Genomic DNA, 25,590 nt, shown 5'->3' with positions numbered 1-25,590 from the left:
CGATCAATTTATGCGGCAGGTCGGTCTACAGTGCCGGCTCGAACATGCGCAGGTTCACACCCATGCGATCGTAGTCTGGGTCGATAGCGGTCCAGTAAGTTGTGCAGCCGCAAGTGCCAGAGCCCGGCCGTACGGCGACAGGTTGAGCAATTGCATTCACTCGCCGCTTGCGGCTGCTCGCGTAATTCCAGACGGATGTGGCCACAATGGCAGCGTCCCTCGTGCGTGCTCATTGCAGCAACTCCTCCACCCATGCCGGGACCAATTCGCCCGCCCTGCCCTGTCGGCTCTCGTGGAACCAGTGCGAACCCTCGCTACGTTCGAGATTGAGCTCCAGCGTCCGCACCCCCAGGTTGCGCGCATCGCGCACGAAACCAGCGGCAGGATAGACCGCGCCCGAGGTTCCGATGCTGACGAACAAATCGGCCTCGCGGATCGCGGCGTAGATCCGCTCCATCTGGTACGGCATTTCGCCGAACCACACGACGTCGGGACGCAGGCTGCGTGCCTGGCATACCGGGCACGGTGGACGCGCGGCCAGGTCTGATTCGATGCGTGAACGCATTTCGCAGGAAAGGCACAGCGCGCTCCCCAATTCACCATGCATGTGCAGCACCCGGCGCGCGCCAGCGCGTTCGTGCAGGTCATCGACATTCTGCGTGATGATCAACACCTCGCCGGGGAACTCAGCCTGCAGCCGCGCCAGCGCTGCGTGTGCAGGATTGGGGCGCACCTTGGCCAGCGCCGCCCGGCGCATGTCGTAGAATCCCAGCACCAGGTCGGGATTGCGGGCAAAGCCCTCGGGCGTAGCGACGTCCTCGACATTGTGCTGTTCCCACAGCCCACCGGCGCTGCGGAAGGTGTCGATCCCGCTTTCCGCGGATATCCCGGCACCGGTAAGGATGACGATGTTGCGTATCTGAGCCATGCGGGCCATCAAGCATGGCTCAGCCGGAGGACGCAATGGCAGGAATCGGAATCATCGGCAGCGCCGGGCGCATGGGACAGGCTATTGCCGCCTTGCTGGAGACTAGCGCGCACCAGATGACCGGCGGCATTGACGCCGGCGAAGACGTGGCCGCGCTGGCCGATTGCAGCGATGTGCTGGTCGATTTCTCCGCTCCCGCCGCGCTCGAGGCCAATCTCCACGCCGCCGTGGGTGCCGGCATCCCGCTGGTGGTCGGCACCACGGGGCTTGCCGATAGCCATCACCGGGCCATCGATAACGCCGCGCGCGTTGTCCCCATCCTGCAGACCGGCAACACTTCGCTCGGCGTCACCCTGCTCGCACACCTGGTCAAGGAAGCCGCATCGCGGCTGGGGTCGGAGTGGGACATCGAGATCGTCGAGATGCACCACCGCCACAAGGTAGACGCGCCGAGCGGCACTGCATTGCTGCTGGGCGAAGCCGCCGCCGAGGGCCGCGAAATCGATCTCGCCGAGAATATCGAAAGCGGACGGGACGGCCATACCGGCGCGCGCAAGGAAGGTGCGATCGGGTTCGCCGCCCTGCGCGGCGGGACGGTGGCCGGCGAACACAGCGTGATCCTTGCCGGCGAACAGGAACGGCTGACACTTGCCCATAGTGCCGAGAACCGCATGATTTTCGCCCGCGGCGCGGTCAAGGCGGCCGAATGGCTGATCGGGAAGCCCGCAGGCCGGTACACGATGCAGGACGTATTGGGATTGTGAAGTGGCTCGCTCTCGCGGGCGCCCTGCTGATGACGGGCCTATTGGTGACAATCGGGCTGACCATGTCCAACCCCGCAGGCCCGGCGAGTTATGCCCTGCCCCTGCAGGTCAGCGGAATCGCAGTGCTCGCCATCTTCGTTGCATACTGGCGGTTGGCAAAGCGCATCGTAAGGCCGCGCGAGGGAGCAATCTGGACCGGGGCTATGGCCGGAATCGCGCTTCTTCTCTGGATTCCGCTGGTGAGCGATCCGCTGTTGTTGCGTGAGCACGGCAAGGTGTTGGCGATCTGGACCGCCATTTGGGGCATCAGTGCGCTGCCGCTCCTGCGCGCGGCGGTGAAGGGACTGCGGGTGCCGCAAGCATGACCAGAGACCAGATTTTCGAGTTCTTCCGTCGGCTGGCAGAGGACAACCCCGCGCCCGAGACCGAGCTCGAATATGGCAATGCCTTCCAACTGGTGGTGGCCGTGGCGCTGAGTGCGCAAGCCACCGACGTCGGTGTCAACAAGGCGACGCGGGCGCTGTTCGCCAGAGTCGAAACGCCGCAAGCGATGCTCGAGCTGGGCGAGGATGGGCTGAAGGAGCACATCAAGACCATCGGCCTGTTCAATTCCAAGGCCAAGAATGTAATCGCTCTCAGCCAGCTGCTGGTCGACGAATATGGCGGCGAAGTGCCCGACACGCGCGAAGACCTCGTCCAGCTGCCCGGCGTGGGGCGCAAGACCGCCAATGTCGTGCTGAATTGCTGGTTCGGGCAGGAGACCTTCGCGGTCGACACGCATATCTTCCGAGTCGGCAACCGCACCGGCCTTGCCAAGGGCAAGACACCCGAAGCGGTCGAGGTGAAGCTCGAAAAACGCGTGCCCCAGCCCTTCCGGCTCGGCGCGCATCACTGGCTGATCCTCCACGGACGATACGTGTGCAAGGCGCGAACGCCCGAATGCTGGCGCTGCCCGGTGGTGGATTTGTGCAGCTTTAGGAAGAAGGTGTCGGAGAAGCCGAAAGGGCGTTAGTCGCCAGCCCTGCCCTGCGACAGCTCGGCTTGACGCTTGAGGAATGCCGGCCGGACGAAACCCCACCACAATCCATTGGCCGCGGCCGAGCCGTAGAGCGCCAATTTGTCTGTGAGAAAGGGAATGTCGGGCAAATCGATAAACCGCGCATAGACCGCACAGCTCAAAACTAACCAGATGCCACCCACGATCTCGATGGCGCGCTCGTGCCTGACTCCGAAGCGCACCAGCGGATCGAGGCGGTGCGGGGCAAGGTCAGACATCGTCCGCGCTGATCATTTCCTCGCGGTCGATCTCGCCGGTCATCACCGCCACGGTCGTCGCCACGGCGGCGTCGCCGCTGACGTTGGTGGTGGTCCGCATCATGTCCATGATCCGGTCGACACCGGCGACGAAGGCAATCGTTTCCAACGGCACGCCGACCGCGCCGAACACCAGCGCCATCATGATGAGGCCTGCTCCAGGGATGCCCGCCGCACCGACCGCGCCGAGAGTAGCCAGGATCGAGATCAGGAAATAATCGCCCATCGTCAGGTCGACGCCGAAGATCTGCGCCCCGAACAGCGTGGCGAGGCCAAGATACATCGCCGTGCCGTTCATGTTGATCGTCGCACCGAGGCTGATCACGAAGCTGGCGACCGAGTTGGAAACGCCCAGATTGCGCTCTGCACAGCGTAGCGTCACCGGCAGCGTGGCGTTGGAGCTGGCGGTGGAATAGCTCACCGCCATCGCATCGATGATGCCGCGGAAGAAATCGCGCACCGGCAGCTTGGCAATGAATTTGATCATCGCCGAATACATCACGAAGATGATCAGCAGGCAGCCGAGATAGTTGAGCCCGACCAGCTTGCCGAGCGCCAGCAGCGCATCCAGCCCCAGCGTTCCCGCGACCCACGCCATCAGCGCGTAAACGCCGAACGGGGTCAGTTCCATCACGATCATCGTGACCTTCTGCATGATCACCGCGCCGCTATCGAAGATCTTCTGCACCGGCAGACCGTCTTCCTTGGCCATCAATATGCCGATCCCGATCAGCAGGCTGAAGACGATCAGCGGCAGCACCGCGACATCGGCCATCACCTGCACCGGACTTTCGGGCACGATCGAGAGGACCATGTCGACCGCAGTTGTCGGGTTTGGCTCAGGTGTTTCGCCCATCTGGAGGGCCGAAGTATCGACCCCACTTCCCGGCGCTACCAGCGTGCCGAGCGCAAGGCCGAGCCAGACAGCGATCTGGCCGGTGACGACGAACAGCAGCAGCGCCCGCCCGCCGACCGCGCCAAGCTTGCGCAAATCGCCAATGGCGGCAACGCCGGATACCAGGCTGAAGAAGATCAGCGGCACGACCAGCATCTTGATCGCCTTGATGAAAAAGTCGCCGATCCACTTGATGCTTTCGGCTTCCGGCCCCCAGGCCCAGCCGGTCAATACGCCAAGGATCAGCGCGGTGATGACGCGCTGCCAGAGCGGAATTTCGAACCAGGTTCGCAGCATCAGGTGGACCCTCTCAATCCTGTGTCAGCGCCGCTTTTGCGATCGCCGTATAAATGCGGCTTAGCGTATCGAGGTCGGCCATGGCTACGGCTTCGTCACGCTTGTGCATGGTGGCGTTGCACAGGCCGAATTCGATCACCGGACAGACGCTGCGCAGGAAGCGCGCATCCGATGTGCCGCCGGTGGTGGATGCCTCCGGCTCAATACCCGTCTCCGCCTTCACCGCCGCGGCGATGATGCTGGAGAATTCGCCGGGCGGCGTCAGGAACGGCTCGCCCGAAATAATTGGCCGAGCGGTGCCGCCGTGCCTTTCGGCAATGGCAATGACCTGCTCCGACAGCGATGCGCCCGAATGTAGATCGTTGAAACGTATCGAGATCCGCGCCTTGGCCTTAGCGGGAATGACGTTGTGCGCCGGATTGCCCACTTCGATGTCGGTGATCTCAAGATTGCTCGGCTGGAACCAGTCGGTGCCGGCGTCGAGTTCCAACGCGTCGAGTTCGGCCAGCATGGCCACCAGCTTGGGGATCGGGTTGTCGGCCAGATGCGGATAGGCGACGTGGCCCTGCGTCCCCTCGACCTCGAGCCAGATATTGACCGAGCCGCGCCGTCCGATCTTCATCATGTCTCCCAGCCGGTTGACGCTGGTCGGCTCGCCGACAAGGCACAGGTCGGGCTGGATATTCTCGGCTCGCATGTAATCGATTAATGCGCGGGTGCCGTGGAGCGCGGGGCCTTCCTCGTCACCGGTGATGATGAAGCTGATGGTCCCGGCCTCTGCCGGCACATGGGCAACCGCCTCGACCATGCAGGCAATCGCGCCCTTCATATCGACCGCGCCGCGCCCGTAGAGCAGTTCGCCGCGCTCCTCGGGCGCAAACGGGGCGCTGGTCCAGCCCTCGCCCGGCGGAACGACATCGAGATGTCCGGCAAAGGCGAGATGTTTAGAGCCAGCGGGTCCGTGCCGGATCGCGAACAGGTTTTCTACCGGAGCCTCGTCGCTGCCCGATGCGCCGTCGCCGCGCGTAAAACGGTGCACGGAAAATCCGAGCGGGGCGAGCATCGCTTCCATCTCGTCAAACACTGCGCCGGTGGCGGGGGTGACGCTGGGCGCGGCGATCAGGCGCTTGGCGAATTGCAGGGCTTGGCTCATGGTGTGTCGCTAACAGGAGTGTCCGCCATGCCCAAGCTTGATTTCGAGGCCATCCCCCAAGGCAATAATACCGGCTATCCGCCGCCGTTCGACGCCGACGTGTCAGGGCGCCGGTATCGCCGGCTGGCACCGATTGCTGGCCTGACCCGGATGGGCGCGACCCACGTGGTCCTGGAGCCCGGCTCCTACTCCTCCCAGCGGCACTGGCACCGCTCGCAGGACGAAATGGTCATCATGCTCAAGGGCGAGGCCGTGCTGATCGAGGATGAGGGTGAAACACCGGTGCACCCGGGCGATATCCTGGCTTGGGCCGCCGGGGTGGAGAACGGCCACCGCCTGCATAACCGATCGGACACGGACTGCGCGTTCGTTGCCATCAGCGCCGGAGATGCCGAAAAGGACTCGGGTGAATATCCTGATATCGACATGATCTTCGATGCCGATGGTTATGCCCGCAAGGACGGCACGCGGTACGAGACTGCGCGCCTGCCCTAATTGCGCTCCGGCTCGGTCAGCGTGCCGGTAGCGAATGCCTCGTCGAGCAGGCGCGCCATGCGCAGGCCGGCCTGCGTCACCCGGCGCTGGCTGACAGGGATAGCATTGACGATATCCTCCTGCGACAGCGCCGTCTCTCCGGGCAACTCGCTATCGCAAGGCGCATTGGTGTCGAAGGCGTTGGGATAGACGAAATCACGGCTGATCTGCCAGCTCTCGCGGCCCCAGTCGGCAGCGGTACCGCCGCCTAGTTCGTCGCGTTCGGCGGCGCTGTAGCGGCGGACCAGCGCCGGCTGTTGGGCCGAAGTAATCGCGCGTTCGGCCAGCGGGCCGTCCCAGATCCAGTGCAGGTTGAGCCCGGGCGCGATGCCATAGGCCGCCTCGCGGTCATTGCCCCCGCGATCGTCCTTGTCGCCCGAATGCAGCGGCATGTGCACATCACCGACGAGATGGACCATGAAAGCGAGCGCCTGCAGTCGCACCTGCGCGGGCAGGCTTTCGTCAGACAGCACCCGCTGGTTGCGTTCGATCTGGGCGAGGATGCAATTGCCGCCCGGGCAATTCTTCCACGGGTCATAGGCCTCGCAGATCGGCGTCGTGCGGTAATGCCACGCGGCGGTGTGGCCAAAGCGATCCCGCTGTGGCCGGATGCAATCGGGCCAGACGGTCGCGTCTTCCAAACTCGACAGCGCGCAATCAGGCGTGCCCAGCAGGGCCTCTGCGCGAAACAGCCGCTGCATCGCAGCGCGGGTATCGGGGCGAATGTTGGCGAGCGCGATTTCGCCGGTCACCCGGTGCGCAAAGAAGCCCCATGCCTGCGCAGGCATTGGAGCCAGCAGCGCCAGGCACGCCGCCAATGCAACGATCAGGCGCCCGGCACGCTTTCGTATTGTTCGATGACCCATTCTTCGTCCTCTGCAGCGGCGATCCAGGCTTGCAGCCAGTCATGTTCCCACATCGCCTGCATGTATGCTTCGGCAAAGCCGGGCATCCCGAACCCATAGGTCCGGAAACGGCTCACCACCGGGGCGTAAAAAATGTCAGCCGCGCCGAAGGTGCCGAACAGGAATGGGCCGCCGTTGCCGAAGCGCGCGCGGGCCTCTGCCCACAGGCCGAGGATGCGGACGACATCGTGCCGCGTGGCATCGCTGATCTGGGCACCCTCGAAACGCTGGCGGATGTTCATTGGGCACTCGCTGCGCAAGGAGTTGTAGGAGGAGTGCATTTCGGCGACCATCGCACGGGCCATGCCGCGCGCAGCATCATCCTTGGGCCAGAACCGATCGGACCCGACCTTGTCTGCCAAATATTCCATGATGGCGAGGCTGTCCCACACCACGGTCTCGCCATCCCACAGGATTGGCACTTTGCCCGAAGACGGCATCAGTCCATCTTCTTCGACCAGCTTTTTCTGCTGCCATTCCTCGCCAAACAGCGGGACGATAATTTCTTCGAAATGAAGGCCGGACTGCTTGGCCGCGAGCCAGCCGCGCAGCGACCAGCTCGAATAATTCTTGTTACCGATAACCAGTTTCATGCAAGGCCCACCAACCTATGACTACGCGGCGGAACTAGCCATTCAGCAATTCGCTGTCGAGGCTGAATGAACTACTGTCCGCGGGCATCTGCCAACACCGCGGCACGAAGGGCGGCGATGCCCAGCCCCTTCTCGGCGCTGGTGATGTGCATTTCGGGAAAGGCGGCAGGGTGAATGCGTGCTTCCTCAGCCACTGCGGCGGCCGTCTTTTCCAGCTCGCTGGCCTTGATCTTGTCCGCCTTTGTCAGGACCAGGCGGTAGCTCACGGCGGTCTCGTCAAGCATCTTCATCATCTCGCGGTCGACGTCCTTCAACCCATGCCGGGCGTCCACCAGTACCAATGTGCGGGCGAGCACCGGTCGACCCTTGAGATAGGTTCGCACCAGGTTCTTCCAGCGTTCGACGATTTTCACTGGGGCCTTGGCAAAGCCATAGCCCGGCATGTCGACGAAGCGGAGCTCGGTCGGCTCACCGATTTCGAAAAAGTTGAGCTCCTGAGTTCGGCCCGGCGTGACCGAGGCGCGGGCGATGGCCCGGCGCCCGGTCAAAGCATTGAGCAGCGAGCTCTTGCCGACATTGGAGCGTCCGCAAAAGGCGATTTCCGGCACAGTGGGTTCGGGCAGGAACTTCAGCTGCGGAGCGGACAGCAGGAAATCGACGCGGCCTGAAAACAGCCGCGCGGCTTCCTTTTCTTCCTGCGTTTCGGGATTGCCAATCATGTCTCGGTCATCCCTTCGCCTTGGCCTTCTCGGCCTTTTCCGCATCGGCTGCAGCCTTAAGCTGCGGGTGGCGCGAATAGAGATATTTCTGCTGCGCCAGCGTCAGAAGGTTGGAGGTGTTCCAATACAGTAGCAGTCCCGCGGCGAACGGCGCCATAACGAACATCAGCACCCAGGGCATGATGTTGAATATCTGTTGCTGGACCGGGTCCATCGCGCTCGGGTTGAGCTTGAAGGTCAGCCACATGGTAATGCCGAGCAGCACCGCCAGCGGACCGATTGCGATGAGGCCGGGCACTTCGAACGGCAGCAGGCCAAACAGGTTGAGGATATGGGCCGGGTCGGGCGCGGAAAGATCCTCGATCCACAAGGCGAAGGGCTGGTGACGCATTTCGATTGCCAGCACCAGCACCTTGTAAAGAGCGAAGAAGATCGGAATCTGGATCAGCAGCGGCAGGCAGCCGGCGAGCGGATTGACCTTCTCGTCCTTGTACAGCTGCATGATCTTCTGCTGCTGCGTCTGCTTGTCGTCCTTGTACTTCTCCTGGATCGCCTTCATCTTCGGCTGCACCGCCTTCATCGCGGCCATGCTGGCAAACTGTTTCTGGGCAATCGGGAACAGCAGTCCACGAATGATGACAGTCAGGCAGATGATGGCGACGCCAAAATTGCCGACCAGCTCGAACAACTGGCGCAGCAGCCACAGCATCGGTTTTTCGAACCAGCGGAACCAGCCCCAGTCGATGGCGAGGGCAAACTTCTCGATCCCGGCCTCTTCGTATGCGTCGAGAACAATGCTTTCCTTTGCACCAGCGAACAGCTGGGTGGTCCGAGAGACCTGGGTACCCGGCGCGACTGTGGCGGGCTCGTAGATCACGTCAGCGCGGTAGAGATCGTTGCCGAGAGATCGGAAACCGGTCTGGGTATCTGCACCGGTCTCGGGCACCAGCGCGCCAAGCCAGTATGTGTCGGTAAAGCCCAGCCAAGCGGCGCGACCTTCCGGCTCTGCCGGGCCATCTTCCAACAGCTCGGAATAGCCGTAGTCGTAGTTGGCCGAATCGCCGAAAACACCGATCGGACCGGAATGCGCGATCCAGAAATCGTCAGTCGCGTTGGCATCGGTCCTGGTGATGGTAGCGTATGGGCGCGCCACGATCGGTCCATCGCCGGTATTAGCCACCGTCTGCTCGGCGGTGATCATGTAATTTTCATCGATGCTGAGAGCGATGCGGAACTGCTGTCCGGCGCCATTATCCCAGCTGAGAGTGACCGGCGATGTCGGCGACAGTACATCGCCGCTGGCCGTCCAGACGGTGGATTCGCCCGGCAGTCTTGCGCCCCCGCCGACCCAGCCGAAGCTGGCGAATTTCTGTCCCTCGGTCCCTTCCGGGGCGAACAGTTGAACCGGGCCCGAATCATCCTTGATGGTGGCGCGGTGATCTTTCAGTTCGATATCGTCGATGCGCGCGCCGATCAGGTTGACCGACCCCTCGACCCGCGGCGCGTCGATCCGCAGCCGTTGCGGCGATCCCAGCGCCTTGGCCAGGTCGACCGGCCCTGCCGGCTGCGCCGCGCCCTCAATCGCCGCTCCGGGCGTGGCCGCAGTGGCGCCAACGCCGGCCTGCTCGGCCGCTTCGACCGCCTCGATGGGCTCGGTCGGCTGCGGGTAAAAGCGGTTTATCGCCGCGTCCCAGCCGATAATCAGCAGGCCGCACAGCACTACGGCGATAATGAGATTACGCTGGTTGTCCAAGATGAAGATCCCGTGTGTCGTCTGTCAGGTGTGTTATATAGGTACTACGGCACCGGATCAAAGCCGTGCCCGCCCCAAGGGTGGCAGCGCAGTATACGCTTCAAGGCCATCCATCCACCCCTGATTGCCCCATGTTTCTGCAATGCCTCGATGGCAAATTGCGAGCAGGTGGGTTGGTACCGGCAGGTTGGCGGCAAGATGCGCGATGGCCCGATCTGCCAGCCACGTGCAATCCATATCAGCAGCGTCTTCATCGACCGCCCTTCCGCCTGCCCCGGCGCGGGTTGCGGCGCGGGTCACCTTTACCGGCGGCAGCACGCGACAGCGCATCGGAAAGCTCGTCGCGCAACTTTGCAAAATCGCGTTCTATCCCGCCGTTGCGGCCGATCAGAATATGGTCATGGTTCGACAAGCCGTGTTCGGGAAGCGCGGCGCGCAGCAGCTCGCGAAAGCGTCGTTTTATGCGGTTGCGCACCACGGCATTGCCGACCTTCTTGGTAACGGTGATGCCGTAGCGTTTGCCCTGGCCACCATTGGGTTGGGCCAAAAGCACGAAACCGGGGCGCGCCACGCGCAGACCCCGGTTCGCTGCAAGAAAATCCGCGCGGCGACGAATCACCGCGATCTTCTGGTCGTCAGTCGTGCTCAGGCACAAAGTTTCTTGCGGCCGCGCTTGCGACGCGCACGCAGGACCTTGCGACCCCCGACGGTTGCCTTGCGGGCGAAGAACCCGTGGCGACGGTTGCGCACGAGATTGCTGGGCTGGAATGTCCGTTTCATCGGATCGTCCTTGATCAAAAAAGTGTCTGGCGGTGCCGTGGCACCAATAAAAAGGGCCGCCTGCCTGTCAGTAACCTGGCTGGCGACCACATCTGGTCCGCGCGGTTAGTCGCTCGGCAGGGTCAAGTCAAGATAGCTGATGCGCGGCAGAGCCTTGTCGGCGACCGCTGATTTACTCGCCAAAACCGTACCGCGAGGCGCTTCACCCAGCCATTTACGCATGTCCTGCGCCGTAAGCCAGAGTGCTGTCTCATGCGGCACCGAATTGGTCATCTCATAGAATGCCCGAGCGCTTTCGGCCGACATGCCCATCTCGCGATAATAGCGCAGGTAATAGGCATGCTCAGGCGAATCGTTGCGATAGTCGTCGGCTTGCAGGCCGGAATCGTCGAGCCAGCTGTGGACCGCGAATTCCGCGCCCTCTGCAATCGTGCGCTTGGCCCCGGCAAGGAACAGCTCGACCGCGCCCGAGCGGACTGAGCCATCGGCAGGCACATGAGTTTCCAGACCTGCAGCGCGGATCAACCGCCCGGTGGCCAGATTGGCTCGGTCATCCTCGGTGCCCGGACATTCGAGCATCTCGAGTTGCTCGAGCGCAGGATAATCACGCAGCATGGCCTTGAACTGCGCAGGGGTCGCCGGGCCCGTCACGCCGACCAAGGCGGCACGTTTTGCGTCGAGGACGCGAAACGGACCGTAGGCAGCAATGGCGGTGGGGGTGCGAGCCCGGCGAAAGGCGATGGCGCGGTCGGCCGATTCTGCAGTCGAGGGGACTTCGACCCATTCCTCGGTGACGGTGTATTCCACCACGTACCCCTGCGCCGTGGCGGGGGCACTGATGAACGCTGCAAGAGCGGTTGCGAGGGCAAAAAGGCAGCGCATTGCGCCATTGTGACGACTGCGCCTTTCACAAAGTGCAAAGGGGAAGGTTTCCAAAAGGTTATCGACTTTGCGCAGCGTTGCCTCCAGAAACCCTTGTCAGAGGACATGGGTTGTGGGGGAACTGGCGTGGTCGCGCTTGTCCGGACAGTTGCGTATCTCGGGCTCGAAGCCCGCGCCGTCGAAGTGCAGTGCTCGCTCGCGCCGGGCCTGCCCAACTTCAACATCGTCGGGCTGGCCGACAAGGCCGTGGGCGAAAGCAAGGAGCGCGTCCGCGCCGCGCTCTCTTCAATGGGCCTCGCCCTGCCGCCCAAGCGGATTACCATCAACCTCTCGCCCGCCGACCTGCCCAAGGAAGGCAGCCATTACGATTTGCCGGTCGCGCTGGCGCTGCTGGCCGCCATGGGGGTGACCGATGCCGAGCAACTGGCCGATTTCATCGCCGTGGGCGAACTGGCGCTTGATGGCCGAGTTGTGGCATCGCCCGGCGTGCTGTTGGCGGCGATCCATGCCAGCGAGCAGGATTGCGGCCTGATCTGCCCGGCCGCGCAAGGCAGCGAAGCGCGGTGGGCGAGCGAGGTGCCAATCGTCGCCGCGCCCGACCTGGTCGGCCTGCTCAATCACCTCAAAGGGACCAACCAGCTTCCCGGCCCGCAGCCCGGCGTGGTGGAGGAACCCGATCACGGCCCTGACCTGAAGCAGGTCAAGGGCCAGGAAACAGCCAAGCGCGCGCTGGAGATTGCCGCGGCGGGTGGTCACAATCTGCTGATGAACGGGCCGCCGGGTGCGGGCAAATCGCTCCTCGCGTCGTGTCTCCCGGGCATCCTGCCACCTCTCTCCGCGTCCGAGGCGCTGGAGGTAAGCATGGTGCAATCGGTCGCCGGGACGCTGGAGGATGGGCGGATAAGCCGCCAGCGTCCGTTCCGCGCGCCGCACCATTCGGCCAGCATGGCGGCGCTGACCGGTGGCGGTCTGAAGGTCAAACCGGGCGAAGTCAGCCTGGCGCATCTGGGCGTGCTGTTCCTCGACGAGATGCCGGAATTCCAGCGCGCGGTGCTCGACAGCCTGCGCCAGCCGATCGAGACCGGACAGGTCGATGTCGCACGCGCCAATGCCCATGTGACTTTCCCCGCCCGGGTCCAGTTGGTGGCGGCGATGAACCCTTGCCGCTGCGGCTATCTCGGCGATCCGGCGCTGGCCTGCAGCCGCGCGCCCAAATGCGCGATCGATTACCAGGCCAAGATCAGCGGTCCGATGCTTGACCGGATCGATTTGCATGTCGATGTCGACCCGGTCAGCGCCGCCGACCTCTCGCTACCCCCTCCCGCAGAAGGCAGCGCCGAGGTCGCCGCAAGGGTCGCCGCCGCGCGGGCGCGCCAGACTGCAAGGCTCGAACAGACCGGGGCGCGCACCAATGCCCAACTCGATGGGGACGGCCTCGAAACCTTCGCCACGCCCGATGAGGCTGGTCGCACGCTGCTGATGCAGGCCGCCGAAGCGATGCGCCTCAGCGCGCGATCCTATACGCGGATGCTGCGCGTCGCGCGGACCATCGCCGACCTGGCAGGTGCTGAGCAAGTCGGCCGCATCCATGTCGCCGAAGCGCTAAGCTACCGCCGACAGCCGCCGCGGGCTTGAAGGCTCGCGAGGTCAGGTATCGGGTGGGAAACTGACATTGCATCTGAGCAGCAATTTGGGCAGTTTTGCCTCATGGATCAGTCTATTTGTAAGAATCGATCGGTGAATGACCCGCCACGGGCATTTGTCCTGCCATTGTGGCCAACTCCTCGCAGAAACTGTCCTCAATCCTGCGCCGCGTAGGGCGTGTTCTTGACCAGCTTGCGGTTGTAGTCGGGCGCGCCGTCGTCCCACCAGACGGGGCCGCGTTCGCCGAGCGCGACCTTGGCCTCGTGGACTTTGGCGCGGGCGGCTTTTTCGGCAGCTTCGTCGCTTGCGCGGGTGGCGGCGCCGACTGCGCGGCGAGCATTCATCAGCGCGTTGACCCAGCGTTGCCGCTCGTCCTCGGGCAGTTGCGGATTGGTGGCGCGCCAGAGGCGGCCATCGACGATGATGTAGCGTCCGTCGGCTGTTCGCTCGACCGGATCGGCGCGGGCCATGCTATTCGGCGGCGATGGCACCTTCGCCTTCGCCATCTTCGATCCACGCGCGGCTGGCATTGGGCATGCGCCCTTCCTGCCAATCGCGCTTGTCGGCGGGCAGGTCGGCGCGGGCGATCATGTTGAGATCGGCTGGCCCGAGCAGGCGACCGTCGTGCGACAGAATCCCGACAGGGCCGACCGGCAGGCGGTCACGCTCGTCGACCAGCACCGGATCGGTGGTGACGAAATCCTGGCCGTATTTCTGACCCCACTGGCGCAAGGCCAGCATGGCCGGAAGCAGGTCGAGCCCCTTCTTGGTCAACCGGTATTCGATCCGGCGACGATCGTCGGGGTGCGGCTCGCGGTCGAGAATGCCGTGCGCGACCAGCTTGCCGAGTCGATTGGAAAGGATGTTGCGGGCGATCCCCAGCTCGTTGAGAAACTCCTCGAAGTGATGCAAGCCGTTGAAACTGGCGCGCAGGATCATGAAGCTCCAGCGCTCCCCCATCACTTCCAATGCTTCCGGCAAACCGCATTCCTGCAGTTCGCGCAGCGGTTCTCTGACGTGGCCACCCATATATTCGGTCCTTTTTCTGCAACCTATCTAGCGCGGATTTCCGCTACGGCAAACTCGATACAAGTTTTAAGTTGCAACCTGCTACTTATAAGAGTAGGTGGTGATTCGCAACTGGTTATTCCAGCTGCCGATTACCCCCCGCCTGACCCTGCAATCAACCAGGGCTGGCGTGCTGACGAGCATACATGAAGAAGGAATCCTCTCCCATGATTACTCTTGCCAAAGCCGCCCGTAACATCACCGTCGGCGGCTTCGCCGTGTTCTACACCGCGCTGACCTTTGGCGTGGCTACCACACCTGCCCCCGCAAACGCATTCGACGGGCACTATTACCGAGCCGACTTTGCCGAGCCTGTCGATAGCGGCATCAAGGTCGTGCGTGGCACGGCCTGGGCCTGTGAAGGCACGACCTGTGTCGCCGACAAGGGCACCTCGCGGCCGCTGATTATCTGCCAGCGCCTCGCCCAGAAAACCGGCGCGGTGACGAATTTCACTGTCAACGGCGAAGCGCTGCCAGCCGAACAACTGGCCCAGTGCCAGGCCAAAGGCTGACCCCAGACGATCCCGACCACCCGTTCTCCTCCGTCCGGGCGGTCACTCCCAAGGCCTCCAGCACCCCCCCGCTGGAGGCCTTTTTTGTTCAGACCAGGCCGCGCCGCGCCAGATCGGCCTCGAGCGTGGGCGCATCGATGAAGTGATGAACTTGCCAGCCGAGCGCGGCAGCAGCTTCGACATTGGCCGGATTGTCGTCGATGAACAGCATCGCTTCAGGAGAATGACCAAACCGCTTGGCGGCCAGATGAAAAATGCGCGCATCGGGTTTCGCCACCCGCTCAACGCCCGACACGACGATCTCGCGCATGTGGTCAAGGATCGGGAAGGTCGGGCGAAACTGCTGCCAGAAATCGGCCCCGAAATTGGTGATTGCAAACAGCGGTACATCGTTTTGGACGAGTCGTTCAATCAGCGCAGCCGTGCCGGGCACCGGCCCGGGGATCGAATCGTTGAAATGCGTGGCATAGTGATCGATCGCGTCGGCGTAGCGCGGGAACAGCGCCTTGCGCTCGGGGATCATTTCCGCCAGCGGCCGGCCGGCATCGTGCTGAAAGTGCCAGCGTTCGGTGACGACATGATCGGCGACCCACTCAAGCTCCGCCGAATCGTCGATACACTTGGCCAGCAGGTGGCGCAGATCCCATTGCGCGATCACGCGGCCGACATCGAATACCACTGCATCGACGCTCGCAACGGGCTGGTTCACACGCCTTCTCCTGTCGCAAAACGGCTCCGGCCCGCCCTCCGGTTTGGAGAGCGGGCCGAGACACCGATCAGGGAACGGCTACGCCGCCCCCGCCAATAGGGTGATTAACCCTGGCGCGCCTTGAAGCGACGATTGGTCTTGTTGATCACATAGGTGCGGCCACGACGACGGATCACGCGGCAATCGCGATGGCGGCCCTTCAGCGACTTGAGGCTGTTGCGAATTTTCATTGGTCTCGTCCTGAAAACAAACAGGCATCGGAGTTGGTCTCCGATGCCGGAATTACAAGGTGGGCGCTTAAGGGCAGATTCGCGCCCCGTCAAGCTTGCGCGCCTCGTCCGGCGCGTATCCGCGTCAGTTCGCGCTCCCATTGCAGCGCATGTTCAATAATGGTGTCGAGATCGGCATGACGCGGCTCCCACGGCAGGGTTGCCCGAATCCGCGAGGGGTCCGACACCAGCGCGGCCGGGTCGCCTGCGCGGCGCGGCGCCAGTTCCCGCTTGATGGTCGTACCGGTCACCCGGTCGACCGCGTCGAGCACCTCCATGACAGAGAAACCACGGCCATAACCGCAATTCATTGTCAGCGACCGGTCTGGCTGCGCGATCAACGCACCGAGCGCGTGGACATGCGCCGAGGCAAGATCGGAGACATGGATATAATCGCGCACCCCGGTCCCATCGGGCGTATCGTAATCGGTGCCGAACACCGCGACACTCTCTCGCTTGCCCAGCGCAGCTTCGACCGCGACCTTGATCAGATGCGTCGCGCCAGCGGTAGACTGGCCTGTGCGAGCTTGAGGATCAGCCCCCGCAACGTTGAAATAGCGCAAGGCACAGAAGTTCAGATCGTGCGCCGCAGCCGTATCGGCGAGCATTTGCTCGGTCATCAGTTTCGACCATCCATAGGGATTGATCGGCTGCCTGGGTGTATCCTCGGTCACCGGCGAAGTTTCGGGAACGCCGTAGGTCGCCGCCGTCGAACTGAAAATGAAGTGCCGAACCCCGCCAGCGACAGCCGCAGCGATCAGCGCCCGGCTCTTGACCGTGTTGTTGTGATAATAGTCCAGCGGTCGCTCGACCGACTCCGGCACCACGATCGACCCGGCAAAATGCATGATCGCGCCAATTTTCTGTTCGGTAAAGATACGCGCCAGCAGATCCGCATCCTCGATATCGCCTTCGTAGAACGGCACATCGTCCGGTAACGCGAAGCGAAATCCGGTGGTGAGATTATCGATGACCGCCACCTTGCGGCCGGCATCGCGCAAGGCGAGCACCGCATGGCTACCGATATAACCCGCACCGCCGGTGACGAGAACGGAAATGTCTGCATTTTGACTCATTGCCAAGGCCATATCATCACCTCGCAAGCGAGTAGTTAATAGGATCGTCACTATCACCACATTAAGGGCGCGCCCGTGCTGGCCGATCCCGGCCATTCAGGCTAGCAAGCTGCCGGAACAAGGAGATTAACCATGACGCGATCAGGTTTTGCACTCGCCTTGGCGCTGTCCGGCAGCCTGGCGCTCGGTGCCTGCACCACGCCTGCCGGGCCGGTGGAAGTCACCCGGTTCGTGGCCGAAGATCGCCAGGGCCTGCTCGGCAGCGGCACGATCTTCGTCACCGCCGCTCAAACTGAAGACTCCGATACGCAAGCGCTCCTGCCCTATCAGGCCGCGGTCGCACGCGAGCTCACTTCGCTGGGCTATCGCGAAACCGGGCTGGCAGAAGCCGGCCAGGTGGCGCAGGTGCGGATCGATCAGGCAGTTGTCGGTGCGGACCGCAGCCCGGTATCAGTCGGTGGCGGCGGGTCGGTCGGCAGCTATGGCAGCGGGGCCGGCGTTGGCATCGGCATCAATCTGGGCGGAGGCCGCAAGCAGCAGCTTTCGACCCGGCTCGAGGTACGTATCGTCGACAAGGCGAGCGACAAGACGCTGTGGGAAGGTAGAGCCATTTTCGATGCCCCCGCAGGATCGATCATGACCGACAGCGCACAAAATGCGAGCGTGATGGCCGATGCGCTGTTCCGCTCTTTCCCGGGTAGCAATGGAGAGACCTTCGAGGTCCGGATAAACGAATGAACACAATCACTATCGATTCCAGTTTCGACAGCGGCAACATCAAGGTTCTCGCAACCGACGGGGCCTCGGCGAAGCTCGCCATCAAGGCGGACCACCAGTCCGAGTTCGCGCAATGGTTCCATTTCCGCGTCAGCGGTGCAGCCGGCCGCGAGCTGGTGCTCAAGATTACCGGCCTCAACACCAGTGCCTATCCCGCTGGCTGGCCAGGCTATAACGCCTGCGTTTCGGAAGATCGCGAATATTGGGTCCGCGCCGCCAGCGAGTTCGAGCAACTGGACGACGATGGCACGCTGACGATTCGCTATACGCCGGCCAGCGATATCGCCTGGTTCGCTTATTTCGCCCCCTATTCGATGGAGCGCCATCACGACCTGGTAGCAGAGTGCGCCGCGTCGGAAGGCGTGACCTATGAAAGGCTGGGCGAAACCCTCGACGGTCAGCCGATCGACTATTTGACCTTCGGCACCGGCGACACGACCGTGTGGCTGATCGCCCGCCAGCATCCCGGTGAAAGCCAGGCCGAATGGTGGATGGAAGGCATGCTTGAAACCATGACCGACCTATCCAATTCGGTCGCGCGGGCGCTGCGCGAACGATGCACTTTTCACGTCGTGCCCAATTGCAATCCCGACGGCTCGCGCCGTGGCCATTTGCGCACCAACGCTGTGGGCAGCAATCTCAACCGCGAATGGGCCGAGCCGACTCCCGAAAAATCGCCCGAAGTGCTCGCGATCCGGAACCGGATGGATCAAACCGGGGTGCATTTCGCCATGGATATTCACGGCGACGAAGCGATCCCGGCGGTGTTCCTGGCCGGCTATGAAGGCATACCCGGCCTCACCGACGAGCATTACGAGGGCTTCACCAGCTTCGAACAGACGCTCGATCGGCGAACGCCCGATTTCCAGACCAAGCTTGGCTATGACAAGGCGCCTCCCGGCAAGGCCAACTTGTCGATGGCGACAACCCAGATCGCGCATCGCTTCGGCGCTGTCGCGATGACGCTGGAGATGCCTTACAAGGACCACGATGCCTGTGCGGATCCCGAACAGGAGTGGTCGCCCGAACGTTGCAAGCAATTGGGCAGCGACTGCATGGCAGCTTTGCTGGAGTGGCTCGACAGGTAAGCCGACGCATCGGGGGCGATGCTGCGGGAACTGCGGCCGCCCCCAATCGCTTTAGCCTCAACAGCTCGCTGACATCTGGCGCGGGCTACGAGGGGGGATGGCAATGTCGCAAATGAAAACAGTAGGCAGCTATGCATTTTTGGTGCTGGCAATCCTATTGCTCGCGGCCAGCCTGATCTCGCAAATTCCGTCAAACAATGGCTGGATTCGCGCGCTCGACATGGTGCACGAGCCAGCACTCTACCTCTGCGTGGCGCTGGCGATTGCCGCTGCCCTGTTTGATCGCAAGGTCGCGTGGTGGAGCGTGGGTGGCTTCTTCGCTGCAGCGGTAGTCAACATCGCCACCCTGTGGCCCTTTATCGCCATCGCCCCCAACCAGATCGCGCTCGATGAAAACGAGGGGGCCGACTGCTTCACCGCGCTCTCGCTCAACGTCTACATGGACAATCGCGATTACGCTCGCACCGCGCAGCTAATCGACCGCGAGGATCCCGACATCCTGTTGCTGCTCGAGCCGGACCAGGCATGGGCCGATGCGCTCGAGCCGCAACTGGCTCGCTACGAAACGCGGGTCGATGAGCCGCTCGACAACACTTACGGCCTGATCTTCGCCACCCGCCTGCCGGTGGACCGTGCAGCGATCTCGTCCGAAGCAGGGGTGCTGACCCCGACGCTGTATGCTTCGATGCGCGGAAAGCGCGGTACGCCGTTCGATTTCGTCGGCCTCCACCCCCGTCCGCCGGGACCCAACCAGGACACCAACGAGCGCGACAAGGCGATCCTGCGCACTGACAATGCCACCAGCAAGCTGTCCAAGGATGTCGTGCTAATGGGCGATTTCAACGACGTGCCATGGTCGCACACCATGACAGCCTTGCGCGAGCGGGGCGAGTTCCAGGACCCACGTGTCGGACGTGGCACCATGCCGACATTCCACGCCGACTGGGCGTGGCTGGGATGGCCGCTCGACCATATCCTCGTACGCAACGGGGTCGCCGTGCGTGACTTTACCGTGTTGGAACATGTCGGCGCGGACCACCTGCCGCTGCGTGCGCAGCTGTGTCTGGTTTCAGAGGAAGAACGCTAGTCCAGCGCTGCCGGGCCGAAAGCGTGGGGTAAGAGGACACTCAGCCGCACCCGCTCGACCCTATCGTTACCGACGCACAAGATTTCCGGATCGGTGCCGCCCAGTTGCGCCAGTTCGTTGAGGACCTGCCGGCAGCGACCGCAAGGCGTTATCGGCGCACCGCCGCCCTTGTCACCCGGTCCAATCACCGCAACTGCCTCGAGACCGCCACGCCGCCCCTCAGCCATCGCCCGCCCGACCGCTACTGTTTCGGCGCACAAGGCCAGCCCATAACTGGCATTTTCGATATTGGTGCCGGTCACCACACTGCCATCAGCAAACCGCAGCGCGGCGCCCACGGCATAGCCCGAATAGGGAGAGTAGGACCGCTCGGCAGCCTCGCGCGCGGCGGCTACCAACTGTTCGTCAGTTTCGGTCATGGTCTTACCACCACCCATTCCAGCGGCTCCTCGCTTGCCTCGCTCACCAGCGCCTCGTTGACGCTCCATAACAACCAGGGACGCTGCGCATAGGCTGGCTCGAACCTTGTGCGATTGAGCCAGAGCTGGCGCTCGAGCATGCCTGATATGGAGTAGGATGCCTCGAATTGCGGCTCCACCTTGAGGATGACCGGCTTGCCGGTATGCATCTCGACCTGGTTGATGAAGGTCATCAACTCGCTTTCCACCGCCGCATCGCTGACCCTTTCCTCGCAAATCTCGGCGGTAGGACCCAGCGCGATCACTGGTGGCAGCATTTCATTGCTGCGCGGAACCATGGTGACAAAGTTGGCTGATTGCGGGCCGGCCTTCTCGCACGGATCATATCGGTGGACAGCGCCGGCCTTGAGCCCGGCTTCACGAGCGCGGGCGAGATTGCGTCCGAACCGTTCGTCATGCGCAGCCGCGCCGCTGCTCGCTTCCAGATAAGCAAATGACCCGCCGATTGCTGCGACGGTCCGGAAATTGACGGTGCCGTGATGCTGGGTGACCAGCGCTCCCTGATCGGGATAGATTTCTTCCGATGGCCGCCAGTGCTGGATTTCCCACCAGCCCCAGAACAGCAATCCGGCCAACACCAGCACCGCAGCTGCCAGCCCGCGGAGCCACCATCTCGTCGAAGTCGATTTTCTGCGCCCCATCAATCCACCCTAGCTCTTGATATGGAGGACGCAGATGAGAGTGAACAGCCGTCTTGCGGTGGCGAAATCTGTTTCCACCTTGCCCTCCAGCCGCTCAATCAGCAGTTCGGCGGCATGGTTGTGTACCCCGCGTCGCGCCATATCGATGGTTTCGATCTCGCTCGGAGTCGCCTTGCGGATGGCCTGGTAATAACTGTCGCAAATAGCGAAATATTCGCGAATTGGGCGGCGAAACCGGGCAAGTCCCAATACCAGCAGTTCGAGCGGCTCGTCATCCCCATTGCGAATATCGAGGGCAAGCCTGCCGTCTTGTACCGAAAGCTTTAGCCGGTAGGGCCCGGTCGCCCCTGCTTCGCTGGCGCGCACTGGCCTGAAGGTATTCTCCTCGATCAGATCATAGATCGCCACCCGCCGTTCCTGCTCGATATCGGCGTTGCGCCACAGGATCGTGTCTTCGTCGAGTTCGATATGAGAGATTGTGTGCTGGGCCATCGGATGGGTGATGCTTTCGCAGATTTCCCGCCCTTCCGGCAAGCCGCTTGCGAACTCGTCCCCAGTATCCACATGCAATGAATGTGTCCTGCCCCTTGCGCGCACCGAGCCGACACCGCAAACAGCCGCCATGTCCGATACCGATCTCCTCCAGCGCAGCGAAAATCGGGACACCGAAAACGCCGCCAAAACCCGCTCGCTTCCGGCCAATGTCGAGGCAGAAGCGGCGTTTCTGGGTGCTGTGCTGATCGACAACCGGGTGGTCGAGGATCTGCCGGTAGCGATTCGGTCCGAGCATTTCTTCGCCTCGATCCACCAACGTATTTACGAACGCGTTCTGACCCTGATCGATCGCAATGCGACAGCGAGCCCGGTTACGCTCAAGCCCTATTTCGACGGTGATGAGGAATTGAAGGAGCTGGGAGGCTCGACCTATCTCGCGCGGCTGACCGCAGACGGACAAGGCCTGTTGGCTGCGCGCGACCTGTCCCAGCAGATTTATGACCTGGCGCTGCTGCGCGAACTGGTGACGGTGGGCCGCACGCTGGTCGAGGGCGCGCTCGATACCAGCGACGAAGTCGAGCCGATGCGCCAGATCGAAGCTGCCGAATCCTCGCTCTACAAGGTGGCCGAAGGGGCCAGCAGCGGCAGCGAGGCCAAGGATTTCAAGGGCGCCGCCATGACCGCGATCCGAATGGTCGAAGCAGCCATGAATTCTGGCGGCGGCCTATCGGGCAAGACCACCGGGCTGGAGGTGATCGACCAGAAGACCAGCGGCCTGCACGATTCCGATCTCATCATCCTCGCCGGACGTCCGGGTATGGGCAAGACCTCGCTGGCGACCAATATCGCCTTCAACTGCGCCGAGGAGCACCTCAAGTGGCAGCGCGACGGGGGCGAGTTCAACTACGGCGCGCCGGTGGCTTTCTTCAGCCTTGAAATGAGCGCCGACCAGCTGGCCACGCGTATCCTGGCCGAGCAAGCCGAGATTTCCTCCGAGAGCCTGCGCAGCGGCCGGATGAGCCGTGATGATTTCCAGAAGCTTGCCATGGCGAGCCAGAACTTGTCAGACCTGCCGCTCTATATCGACGACACCCCTGCACTGACTATCGCCGGCCTGCGAGCGCGCGCGCGCCGGCTCAAGCGCCGACACGATATCGGCCTGATCGTGGTCGACTATCTGCAATTGCTGCAAGGATCGGGCCGTGCCAACGACAACCGCGTAAACGAGATTTCGGAAATCAGCCGCGGCCTCAAGACGCTGGCGAAAGAGCTTGAAGTGCCGGTTATCGCGCTGTCGCAGCTCAGCCGCGCGGTCGAGCAGCGCGACGACAAGCGGCCGATGCTGTCCGACCTGCGTGAATCGGGCTCGATCGAGCAGGACGCGGATATGGTCTGGTTTATCTACCGCGCAGACTATTACCACGAGGCGATCCGACCCGACCCGCCCACCGGGAGCTCGTCTGAATCCGACGAGATCAAGTACCGCGAATGGGAAGACCGCTATCTCGAGCTCAAGAACAAGGCGACGCTAATTATCTCGAAGCAGCGTCATGGTTCGACCGGCAATGTCCCGCTCCACTTCCAGAGCGAGATCACCAAGTTCACTTCGCCCAACCTCAAGGATTACACAGACTGGGGTTACGAGGAGTAAGGTTCTCGCCGGGCATCAACCGCCAATATTGAGGCGGCGGCTCACTGTGTAGTCGACGGTTGTGACGAGAAACCAGCCGATCCACCCCTTGATCTTGCGCAACATGCCGTGTCGGCCGCGATGCAGTTCAGGACTGATCGGAAGGCTCGCTTCCGACAGTTCGTCGATGAATGAACGCACCTGCTTGGCAAGGCCGGCATCTTCCACCCGGACCATCAACTCGAGGTTGAGCCGGATTGATCGATGGTCGAAATTAGCGCTGCCGAAATAGACGGCATCATCGATGACCAACAATTTCATGTGCAGCTTGCAGGGCTGGAATTCGTAAATCTCCGCTCCCGCGTGGAGCAAGGCGCGATAAGTTGCGCGCGCAGCCGCCACGGTCGCACTATTGTCCGACTTTGCCGCCATGATCAGGCGCGCATGGCCCCTTCGGGCAAGGCGGCGTATGTGGCGCCGGAAGGCGCGAGGCGGCGAAAAATACGCCATGATGAGATCGAGCCGGCTACCTTTGGCAAGATCGCGTTTGACCGTCCGGGACCAGTTGTTTGGGCTACGCGTCGGTCCACCCACCAGCAATCTCACAGGCCCCTCGCCCGGATCCCAGTTAGCGACCATCTGACGTATGGCGCGAAGCTGCGCGCGCTCGTTTCCGGCCCAGTTTTCCAGCTGGGCGAACCAGTCGAGCAGGTCGTCGACCAAAGGGCCCGCAACCTTCACGCCCATATCACACCATCCGTTTTCGGCTGGCGGGTTGAAGTAATGCTCGGAGATGTTGAACCCGCCGAGCAAGGCGGTCTGACGGTCCGCAATCGTCATCTTCTGGTGGTTACGGACCAGATAGCGGCGAGAAACCTTGGCGTTGAAGAAACTGAAGCGGGCCCCGGCATCGACCAACGGCTGGAAAAACTCCTCCGATGCATCGCTGCCGAAGCGATCGACGATCAGCGAGATCTCTACTCCCCGCCCGGCAGCGGCAATCAAGGCATCGCGCACGGGATTGCCGGCCGGATCGTCCTGAAACATGTAGTAGAACATGTGCAGCGACTGCTTCGCCTCTTGGATCATCTCCAGCAGTGCATCGAAACGGTGCACCCCGTCGGGCATGAAGCAGAACTTATGCCCTAGTGCATCAGCGTAGAAGGGATCGGGGTACGAGAAGCCCGGGGATGGCTGCGATGTTTCCATGGTTCTCCCTTGCCGCGATGCCGGCCAGCCTGCAAGCGCGTGCCTTTCCAGCGATCAGAACCTTGACTCGTTCCCGTCCCCGGCCTATTTCGCGCTCAATCCCGAAATCACTTTTGCTGCGGAGTGCCCCATATGGCGCGCGTTACTGTCGAAGATTGTGTCGACAAGGTTCCCAATCGTTTTGATCTCGTCCTGCTCGCGGCCCAGAGGGCGCGTGACATATCGGGCGGCGCAGACCTGACCATCGACCGTGACCGGGACAAGAACCCGGTCGTCGCCCTGCGCGAAATCGCAGAGCAGACCGTCAAGCCGAAGGAACTGCAAGAAGCGGTTGTCACCAACCTGCAGAAGATCCTGCCCGACGATGAAGACGAGTTCGACGAAGTCGGCTCGCTCAGCCAATCGGCCGAAGCACTGCGGATCACTGCCTCGGCACCGACCCGCTCGACCTCGATCGGGGCCGATTTCGACGGCTGATCACGGTTGTGGCTGAAAACAAAAAGCCGCCCTCATCGAGGGCGGCTTTTTTGTGTCCTGCGCCCCCCGCTAATCTCTCTCGCCGGCGGGAGGAAGGAAGGGCAACCACAGGCTCCAGCCGAGCCTGCGGGGTCGGTCGTCCTGCCACTGAGATAGACCGATGGTAAGCCCGCGCTGGCCGTCCTTCGCCTCATCTACATAGGTGCCGAACAAGCGGTCCCAGAACGATAGAAACGTGCTGTAATTACTGTTGGTCTCGTCCATCCGCGCCGAGTGGTGGATCCGGTGCATGTCCGGCGTCACGATCAGCGCGCGCACTGGTCGATCGAGCCAGCCGGGCAGGTGCGTGTTCGAGTGGGTGAATAAGGTCGCCACGGTGAAGGCTACTTCGAACAGGAAAACCCCGAGCGCCGGTGGCCCAAGCGCCGCCACGACCGCGAGCTTGTAGCCCATCGAAAGAATAATCTCGAACGGGTGAAAGCGGGCTCCGGTGGTAACGTCGAAATCGCGATCGACATGATGCACCCGGTGCAGTCGCCACAGGACGGGCACGCGATGCGTAGCCCAATGTTGGAACCACAGCGCCAGGTCGAGCGCCAGTATCGTGACAGCGCAGCCGAGCCAAAGTGGCAAGTCGAACTGGTTGAGCAGCCCCCAGTTTCGCGCGTCGGCCAGCACTGCCATGCCGACCAGCGCCAGCGGAACCAGCAACCGCAGTGCCAGCGTATCAATCACGAACAGCGCAAGATTGGTGATCCAGCGCTGCGGGCGAGGCTGCGACAGCCGGCGAAACGGGACCACCATCTCCAGCCCCGCGAACAGCAGGAAGGTGGCGGCAGTGATCGCGAAGAACACGATCGGGGCATCGATCCCGAGGATTTGCATTGCTACCGAGATCGTCCATCCCACCTG

General features: G+C 62.7%; 34 protein-coding genes. 11 read left to right on the top strand and 23 right to left on the bottom strand.

Annotation, left to right across the window (positions count from 1 at the left end):
- Positions 1-8: 8 nt before the first annotated feature.
- Positions 9-233 carry a GFA family protein gene (locus tag ACXYL9_RS03540; RefSeq protein ID WP_459038208.1) on the bottom strand — a complete coding sequence of 75 codons (225 nt, stop codon included), beginning with the start codon at positions 231-233 and terminating at the stop codon, positions 9-11.
- Positions 230-928, bottom strand: a complete 699-nt coding sequence (locus ACXYL9_RS03535) for an NAD-dependent deacylase (protein WP_459038207.1) — start codon at positions 926-928, stop codon at positions 230-232. Before ACXYL9_RS03535 ends, ACXYL9_RS03540 begins: the two co-directional genes overlap by 4 nt.
- Before the next feature lie 35 nt (positions 929-963).
- Here ACXYL9_RS03535 and dapB point away from each other — a divergent pair, with 35 nt between their 5' ends.
- Genes dapB through nth form a run of 3 tightly spaced genes read left to right on the top strand, consistent with a single transcriptional unit; the run spans position 964 to position 2,704 of the window.
- Positions 964-1,692 carry a 4-hydroxy-tetrahydrodipicolinate reductase gene (gene dapB, locus ACXYL9_RS03530; protein WP_459038206.1) on the top strand — a complete coding sequence of 243 codons (729 nt, stop codon included), beginning with the start codon at positions 964-966 and terminating at the stop codon, positions 1,690-1,692.
- 29 nt (positions 1,693-1,721) lie between these two features.
- A complete protein-coding gene (locus ACXYL9_RS03525) occupies positions 1,722-2,057 on the top strand; it encodes a hypothetical protein (protein WP_459038205.1) in 336 nt (111 codons plus the stop codon).
- A complete protein-coding gene (gene nth / locus ACXYL9_RS03520; RefSeq protein ID WP_459038204.1) occupies positions 2,054-2,704 on the top strand; it encodes an endonuclease III in 651 nt (216 codons plus the stop codon). The genes ACXYL9_RS03525 and nth overlap by 4 nt, the downstream gene beginning before the upstream one ends.
- On the opposite strand, the gene ACXYL9_RS03515 is transcribed toward nth, so the two are convergent.
- From ACXYL9_RS03515 to dapE, 3 genes are read right to left on the bottom strand one after another with little or no spacing between them, the layout of a single operon-like run.
- Positions 2,701-2,967, bottom strand: coding sequence for a hypothetical protein (locus ACXYL9_RS03515; RefSeq protein ID WP_459038203.1), 267 nt, complete (start codon positions 2,965-2,967; stop codon positions 2,701-2,703). The two genes, nth and ACXYL9_RS03515, sit on opposite strands and share 4 nt — an antisense overlap.
- Entirely contained in the window at positions 2,960-4,198 is a 1,239-nt protein-coding gene (locus ACXYL9_RS03510; RefSeq protein ID WP_459038202.1) for a dicarboxylate/amino acid:cation symporter, read from the bottom strand. The genes ACXYL9_RS03515 and ACXYL9_RS03510 overlap by 8 nt, the downstream gene beginning before the upstream one ends.
- Before the next feature lie 13 nt (positions 4,199-4,211).
- Positions 4,212-5,351: a succinyl-diaminopimelate desuccinylase gene (gene dapE, locus ACXYL9_RS03505; protein WP_459038201.1), complete on the bottom strand. Its 1,140-nt coding sequence runs from the start codon at positions 5,349-5,351 to the stop codon at positions 4,212-4,214.
- A 27-nt stretch (positions 5,352-5,378) separates the two neighbouring features.
- Here dapE and ACXYL9_RS03500 point away from each other — a divergent pair, with 27 nt between their 5' ends.
- On the top strand, positions 5,379-5,846 hold the full coding sequence (locus ACXYL9_RS03500) for a cupin domain-containing protein (protein ID WP_459038200.1): 468 nt from the start codon (positions 5,379-5,381) through the stop codon (positions 5,844-5,846).
- Here the strand turns inward: ACXYL9_RS03500 and ACXYL9_RS03495 are convergent.
- From ACXYL9_RS03495 to ACXYL9_RS03460, 8 genes are all read right to left on the bottom strand, one after another.
- Positions 5,843-6,751 carry a S1/P1 nuclease gene (locus tag ACXYL9_RS03495; protein ID WP_459038199.1) on the bottom strand — a complete coding sequence of 303 codons (909 nt, stop codon included), beginning with the start codon at positions 6,749-6,751 and terminating at the stop codon, positions 5,843-5,845. The two genes, ACXYL9_RS03500 and ACXYL9_RS03495, sit on opposite strands and share 4 nt — an antisense overlap.
- On the bottom strand, positions 6,712-7,383 hold the full coding sequence (locus tag ACXYL9_RS03490; protein ID WP_459038198.1) for a glutathione S-transferase family protein: 672 nt from the start codon (positions 7,381-7,383) through the stop codon (positions 6,712-6,714). Before ACXYL9_RS03490 ends, ACXYL9_RS03495 begins: the two co-directional genes overlap by 40 nt.
- Positions 7,384-7,454: 71 nt before the next feature.
- Positions 7,455-8,102: a ribosome biogenesis GTP-binding protein YihA/YsxC gene (gene yihA, locus ACXYL9_RS03485; RefSeq protein ID WP_459038197.1), complete on the bottom strand. Its 648-nt coding sequence runs from the start codon at positions 8,100-8,102 to the stop codon at positions 7,455-7,457.
- A 7-nt stretch (positions 8,103-8,109) separates the two neighbouring features.
- Positions 8,110-9,855, bottom strand: a complete 1,746-nt coding sequence (gene yidC, locus ACXYL9_RS03480; protein WP_459038196.1) for a membrane protein insertase YidC — start codon at positions 9,853-9,855, stop codon at positions 8,110-8,112.
- Positions 9,856-9,899: 44 nt separating this feature from the next.
- Positions 9,900-10,109, bottom strand: a complete 210-nt coding sequence (gene yidD / locus ACXYL9_RS03475; protein ID WP_459038195.1) for a membrane protein insertion efficiency factor YidD — start codon at positions 10,107-10,109, stop codon at positions 9,900-9,902.
- Positions 10,106-10,504 carry a ribonuclease P protein component gene (gene rnpA, locus ACXYL9_RS03470; protein ID WP_459039849.1) on the bottom strand — a complete coding sequence of 133 codons (399 nt, stop codon included), beginning with the start codon at positions 10,502-10,504 and terminating at the stop codon, positions 10,106-10,108. Before rnpA ends, yidD begins: the two co-directional genes overlap by 4 nt.
- Complete coding sequence (rpmH, locus tag ACXYL9_RS03465; RefSeq protein ID WP_459038194.1) at positions 10,501-10,635, bottom strand: 50S ribosomal protein L34; 135 nt, start codon at positions 10,633-10,635, stop codon at positions 10,501-10,503. Before rpmH ends, rnpA begins: the two co-directional genes overlap by 4 nt.
- A 105-nt stretch (positions 10,636-10,740) precedes the next feature.
- Positions 10,741-11,517, bottom strand: a complete 777-nt coding sequence (locus ACXYL9_RS03460; protein ID WP_459038193.1) for an alpha/beta hydrolase — start codon at positions 11,515-11,517, stop codon at positions 10,741-10,743.
- A 126-nt stretch (positions 11,518-11,643) separates the two neighbouring features.
- Between ACXYL9_RS03460 and ACXYL9_RS03455 the strand changes: the two genes are divergently transcribed.
- Complete coding sequence (locus ACXYL9_RS03455) at positions 11,644-13,152, top strand: YifB family Mg chelatase-like AAA ATPase (protein ID WP_459039848.1); 1,509 nt, start codon at positions 11,644-11,646, stop codon at positions 13,150-13,152.
- Positions 13,153-13,316: 164 nt separating this feature from the next.
- Here the strand turns inward: ACXYL9_RS03455 and ACXYL9_RS03450 are convergent, their stop codons facing one another.
- Together ACXYL9_RS03450 and ACXYL9_RS03445 are read right to left on the bottom strand one after the other, a co-directional pair.
- On the bottom strand, positions 13,317-13,631 hold the full coding sequence (locus ACXYL9_RS03450; protein ID WP_459038192.1) for a hypothetical protein: 315 nt from the start codon (positions 13,629-13,631) through the stop codon (positions 13,317-13,319).
- A gap of 1 nt (position 13,632) precedes the next feature.
- A complete protein-coding gene (locus ACXYL9_RS03445) occupies positions 13,633-14,190 on the bottom strand; it encodes a winged helix-turn-helix transcriptional regulator (RefSeq protein WP_459038191.1) in 558 nt (185 codons plus the stop codon).
- Between the two features lie 206 nt (positions 14,191-14,396).
- Between ACXYL9_RS03445 and ACXYL9_RS03440 the strand changes: the two genes are divergently transcribed.
- Complete coding sequence (locus ACXYL9_RS03440; protein WP_459038190.1) at positions 14,397-14,741, top strand: CC_3452 family protein; 345 nt, start codon at positions 14,397-14,399, stop codon at positions 14,739-14,741.
- 88 nt (positions 14,742-14,829) lie between these two features.
- On the opposite strand, the gene ACXYL9_RS03435 is transcribed toward ACXYL9_RS03440, so the two are convergent.
- The 3 genes from ACXYL9_RS03435 to galE all read right to left on the bottom strand — a co-directional run bounded on the left by ACXYL9_RS03435 (position 14,830) and on the right by galE (position 16,795).
- The gene (locus ACXYL9_RS03435) at positions 14,830-15,450 is read right to left on the bottom strand and encodes an HAD family hydrolase (protein WP_459038189.1); all 621 of its coding nucleotides are present in this window, start codon (positions 15,448-15,450) and stop codon (positions 14,830-14,832) included.
- A gap of 104 nt (positions 15,451-15,554) precedes the next feature.
- Positions 15,555-15,680 carry a type B 50S ribosomal protein L36 gene (gene ykgO / locus ACXYL9_RS03430; protein WP_050599643.1) on the bottom strand — a complete coding sequence of 42 codons (126 nt, stop codon included), beginning with the start codon at positions 15,678-15,680 and terminating at the stop codon, positions 15,555-15,557.
- A gap of 89 nt (positions 15,681-15,769) precedes the next feature.
- Positions 15,770-16,795: a UDP-glucose 4-epimerase GalE gene (gene galE / locus ACXYL9_RS03425; protein ID WP_459038188.1), complete on the bottom strand. Its 1,026-nt coding sequence runs from the start codon at positions 16,793-16,795 to the stop codon at positions 15,770-15,772.
- 132 nt (positions 16,796-16,927) lie between these two features.
- Here galE and ACXYL9_RS03420 point away from each other — a divergent pair, with 132 nt between their 5' ends.
- The 3 genes from ACXYL9_RS03420 (at position 16,928) to ACXYL9_RS03410 (ending at position 19,747) form a co-directional block, all read left to right on the top strand.
- Positions 16,928-17,533 carry a DUF4136 domain-containing protein gene (locus ACXYL9_RS03420; protein WP_459038187.1) on the top strand — a complete coding sequence of 202 codons (606 nt, stop codon included), beginning with the start codon at positions 16,928-16,930 and terminating at the stop codon, positions 17,531-17,533.
- Positions 17,530-18,660, top strand: a complete 1,131-nt coding sequence (locus ACXYL9_RS03415; protein WP_459038186.1) for a M14 family metallopeptidase — start codon at positions 17,530-17,532, stop codon at positions 18,658-18,660. The genes ACXYL9_RS03420 and ACXYL9_RS03415 overlap by 4 nt, the downstream gene beginning before the upstream one ends.
- A 112-nt stretch (positions 18,661-18,772) precedes the next feature.
- Positions 18,773-19,747, top strand: a complete 975-nt coding sequence (locus ACXYL9_RS03410; protein WP_459038185.1) for an endonuclease/exonuclease/phosphatase family protein — start codon at positions 18,773-18,775, stop codon at positions 19,745-19,747.
- Here ACXYL9_RS03410 and cdd read toward each other — a convergent pair.
- Genes cdd through ACXYL9_RS03395 form a run of 3 tightly spaced genes read right to left on the bottom strand, consistent with a single transcriptional unit; the run spans position 19,744 to position 21,359 of the window.
- Positions 19,744-20,166: a cytidine deaminase gene (gene cdd, locus ACXYL9_RS03405; protein ID WP_459038184.1), complete on the bottom strand. Its 423-nt coding sequence runs from the start codon at positions 20,164-20,166 to the stop codon at positions 19,744-19,746. The two genes, ACXYL9_RS03410 and cdd, sit on opposite strands and share 4 nt — an antisense overlap.
- Complete coding sequence (locus ACXYL9_RS03400; protein ID WP_459038183.1) at positions 20,163-20,867, bottom strand: glycoside hydrolase family 25 protein; 705 nt, start codon at positions 20,865-20,867, stop codon at positions 20,163-20,165. The genes cdd and ACXYL9_RS03400 overlap by 4 nt, the downstream gene beginning before the upstream one ends.
- Before the next feature lie 9 nt (positions 20,868-20,876).
- Positions 20,877-21,359 (bottom strand): UPF0262 family protein, encoded by a 483-nt coding sequence (locus tag ACXYL9_RS03395; protein WP_459039847.1) that lies wholly within the window; start codon positions 21,357-21,359, stop codon positions 20,877-20,879.
- A gap of 130 nt (positions 21,360-21,489) precedes the next feature.
- Here ACXYL9_RS03395 and ACXYL9_RS03390 point away from each other — a divergent pair, with 130 nt between their 5' ends.
- Positions 21,490-23,013, top strand: coding sequence for a replicative DNA helicase (locus ACXYL9_RS03390; protein WP_459038182.1), 1,524 nt, complete (start codon positions 21,490-21,492; stop codon positions 23,011-23,013).
- Positions 23,014-23,028: 15 nt separating this feature from the next.
- Here ACXYL9_RS03390 and ACXYL9_RS03385 read toward each other — a convergent pair whose 3' ends face one another.
- Positions 23,029-24,201, bottom strand: coding sequence for a phospholipase D-like domain-containing protein (locus tag ACXYL9_RS03385; RefSeq protein WP_459038181.1), 1,173 nt, complete (start codon positions 24,199-24,201; stop codon positions 23,029-23,031).
- A 132-nt stretch (positions 24,202-24,333) separates the two neighbouring features.
- Between ACXYL9_RS03385 and rpoZ the strand changes: the two genes are divergently transcribed.
- Positions 24,334-24,678, top strand: coding sequence for a DNA-directed RNA polymerase subunit omega (rpoZ, locus tag ACXYL9_RS03380; protein WP_459038180.1), 345 nt, complete (start codon positions 24,334-24,336; stop codon positions 24,676-24,678).
- 69 nt (positions 24,679-24,747) lie between these two features.
- Here the strand turns inward: rpoZ and ACXYL9_RS03375 are convergent, their stop codons facing one another.
- Complete coding sequence (locus ACXYL9_RS03375) at positions 24,748-25,563, bottom strand: sterol desaturase family protein (protein ID WP_459038179.1); 816 nt, start codon at positions 25,561-25,563, stop codon at positions 24,748-24,750.
- Positions 25,564-25,590 lie beyond the last annotated feature (27 nt).

Source organism: Qipengyuania sp. CAU 1752, from assembly GCF_054482615.1.
Note: the sequence above shows the minus strand (reverse complement) of the source record. Positions and strands in the feature narration are given on the sequence as shown.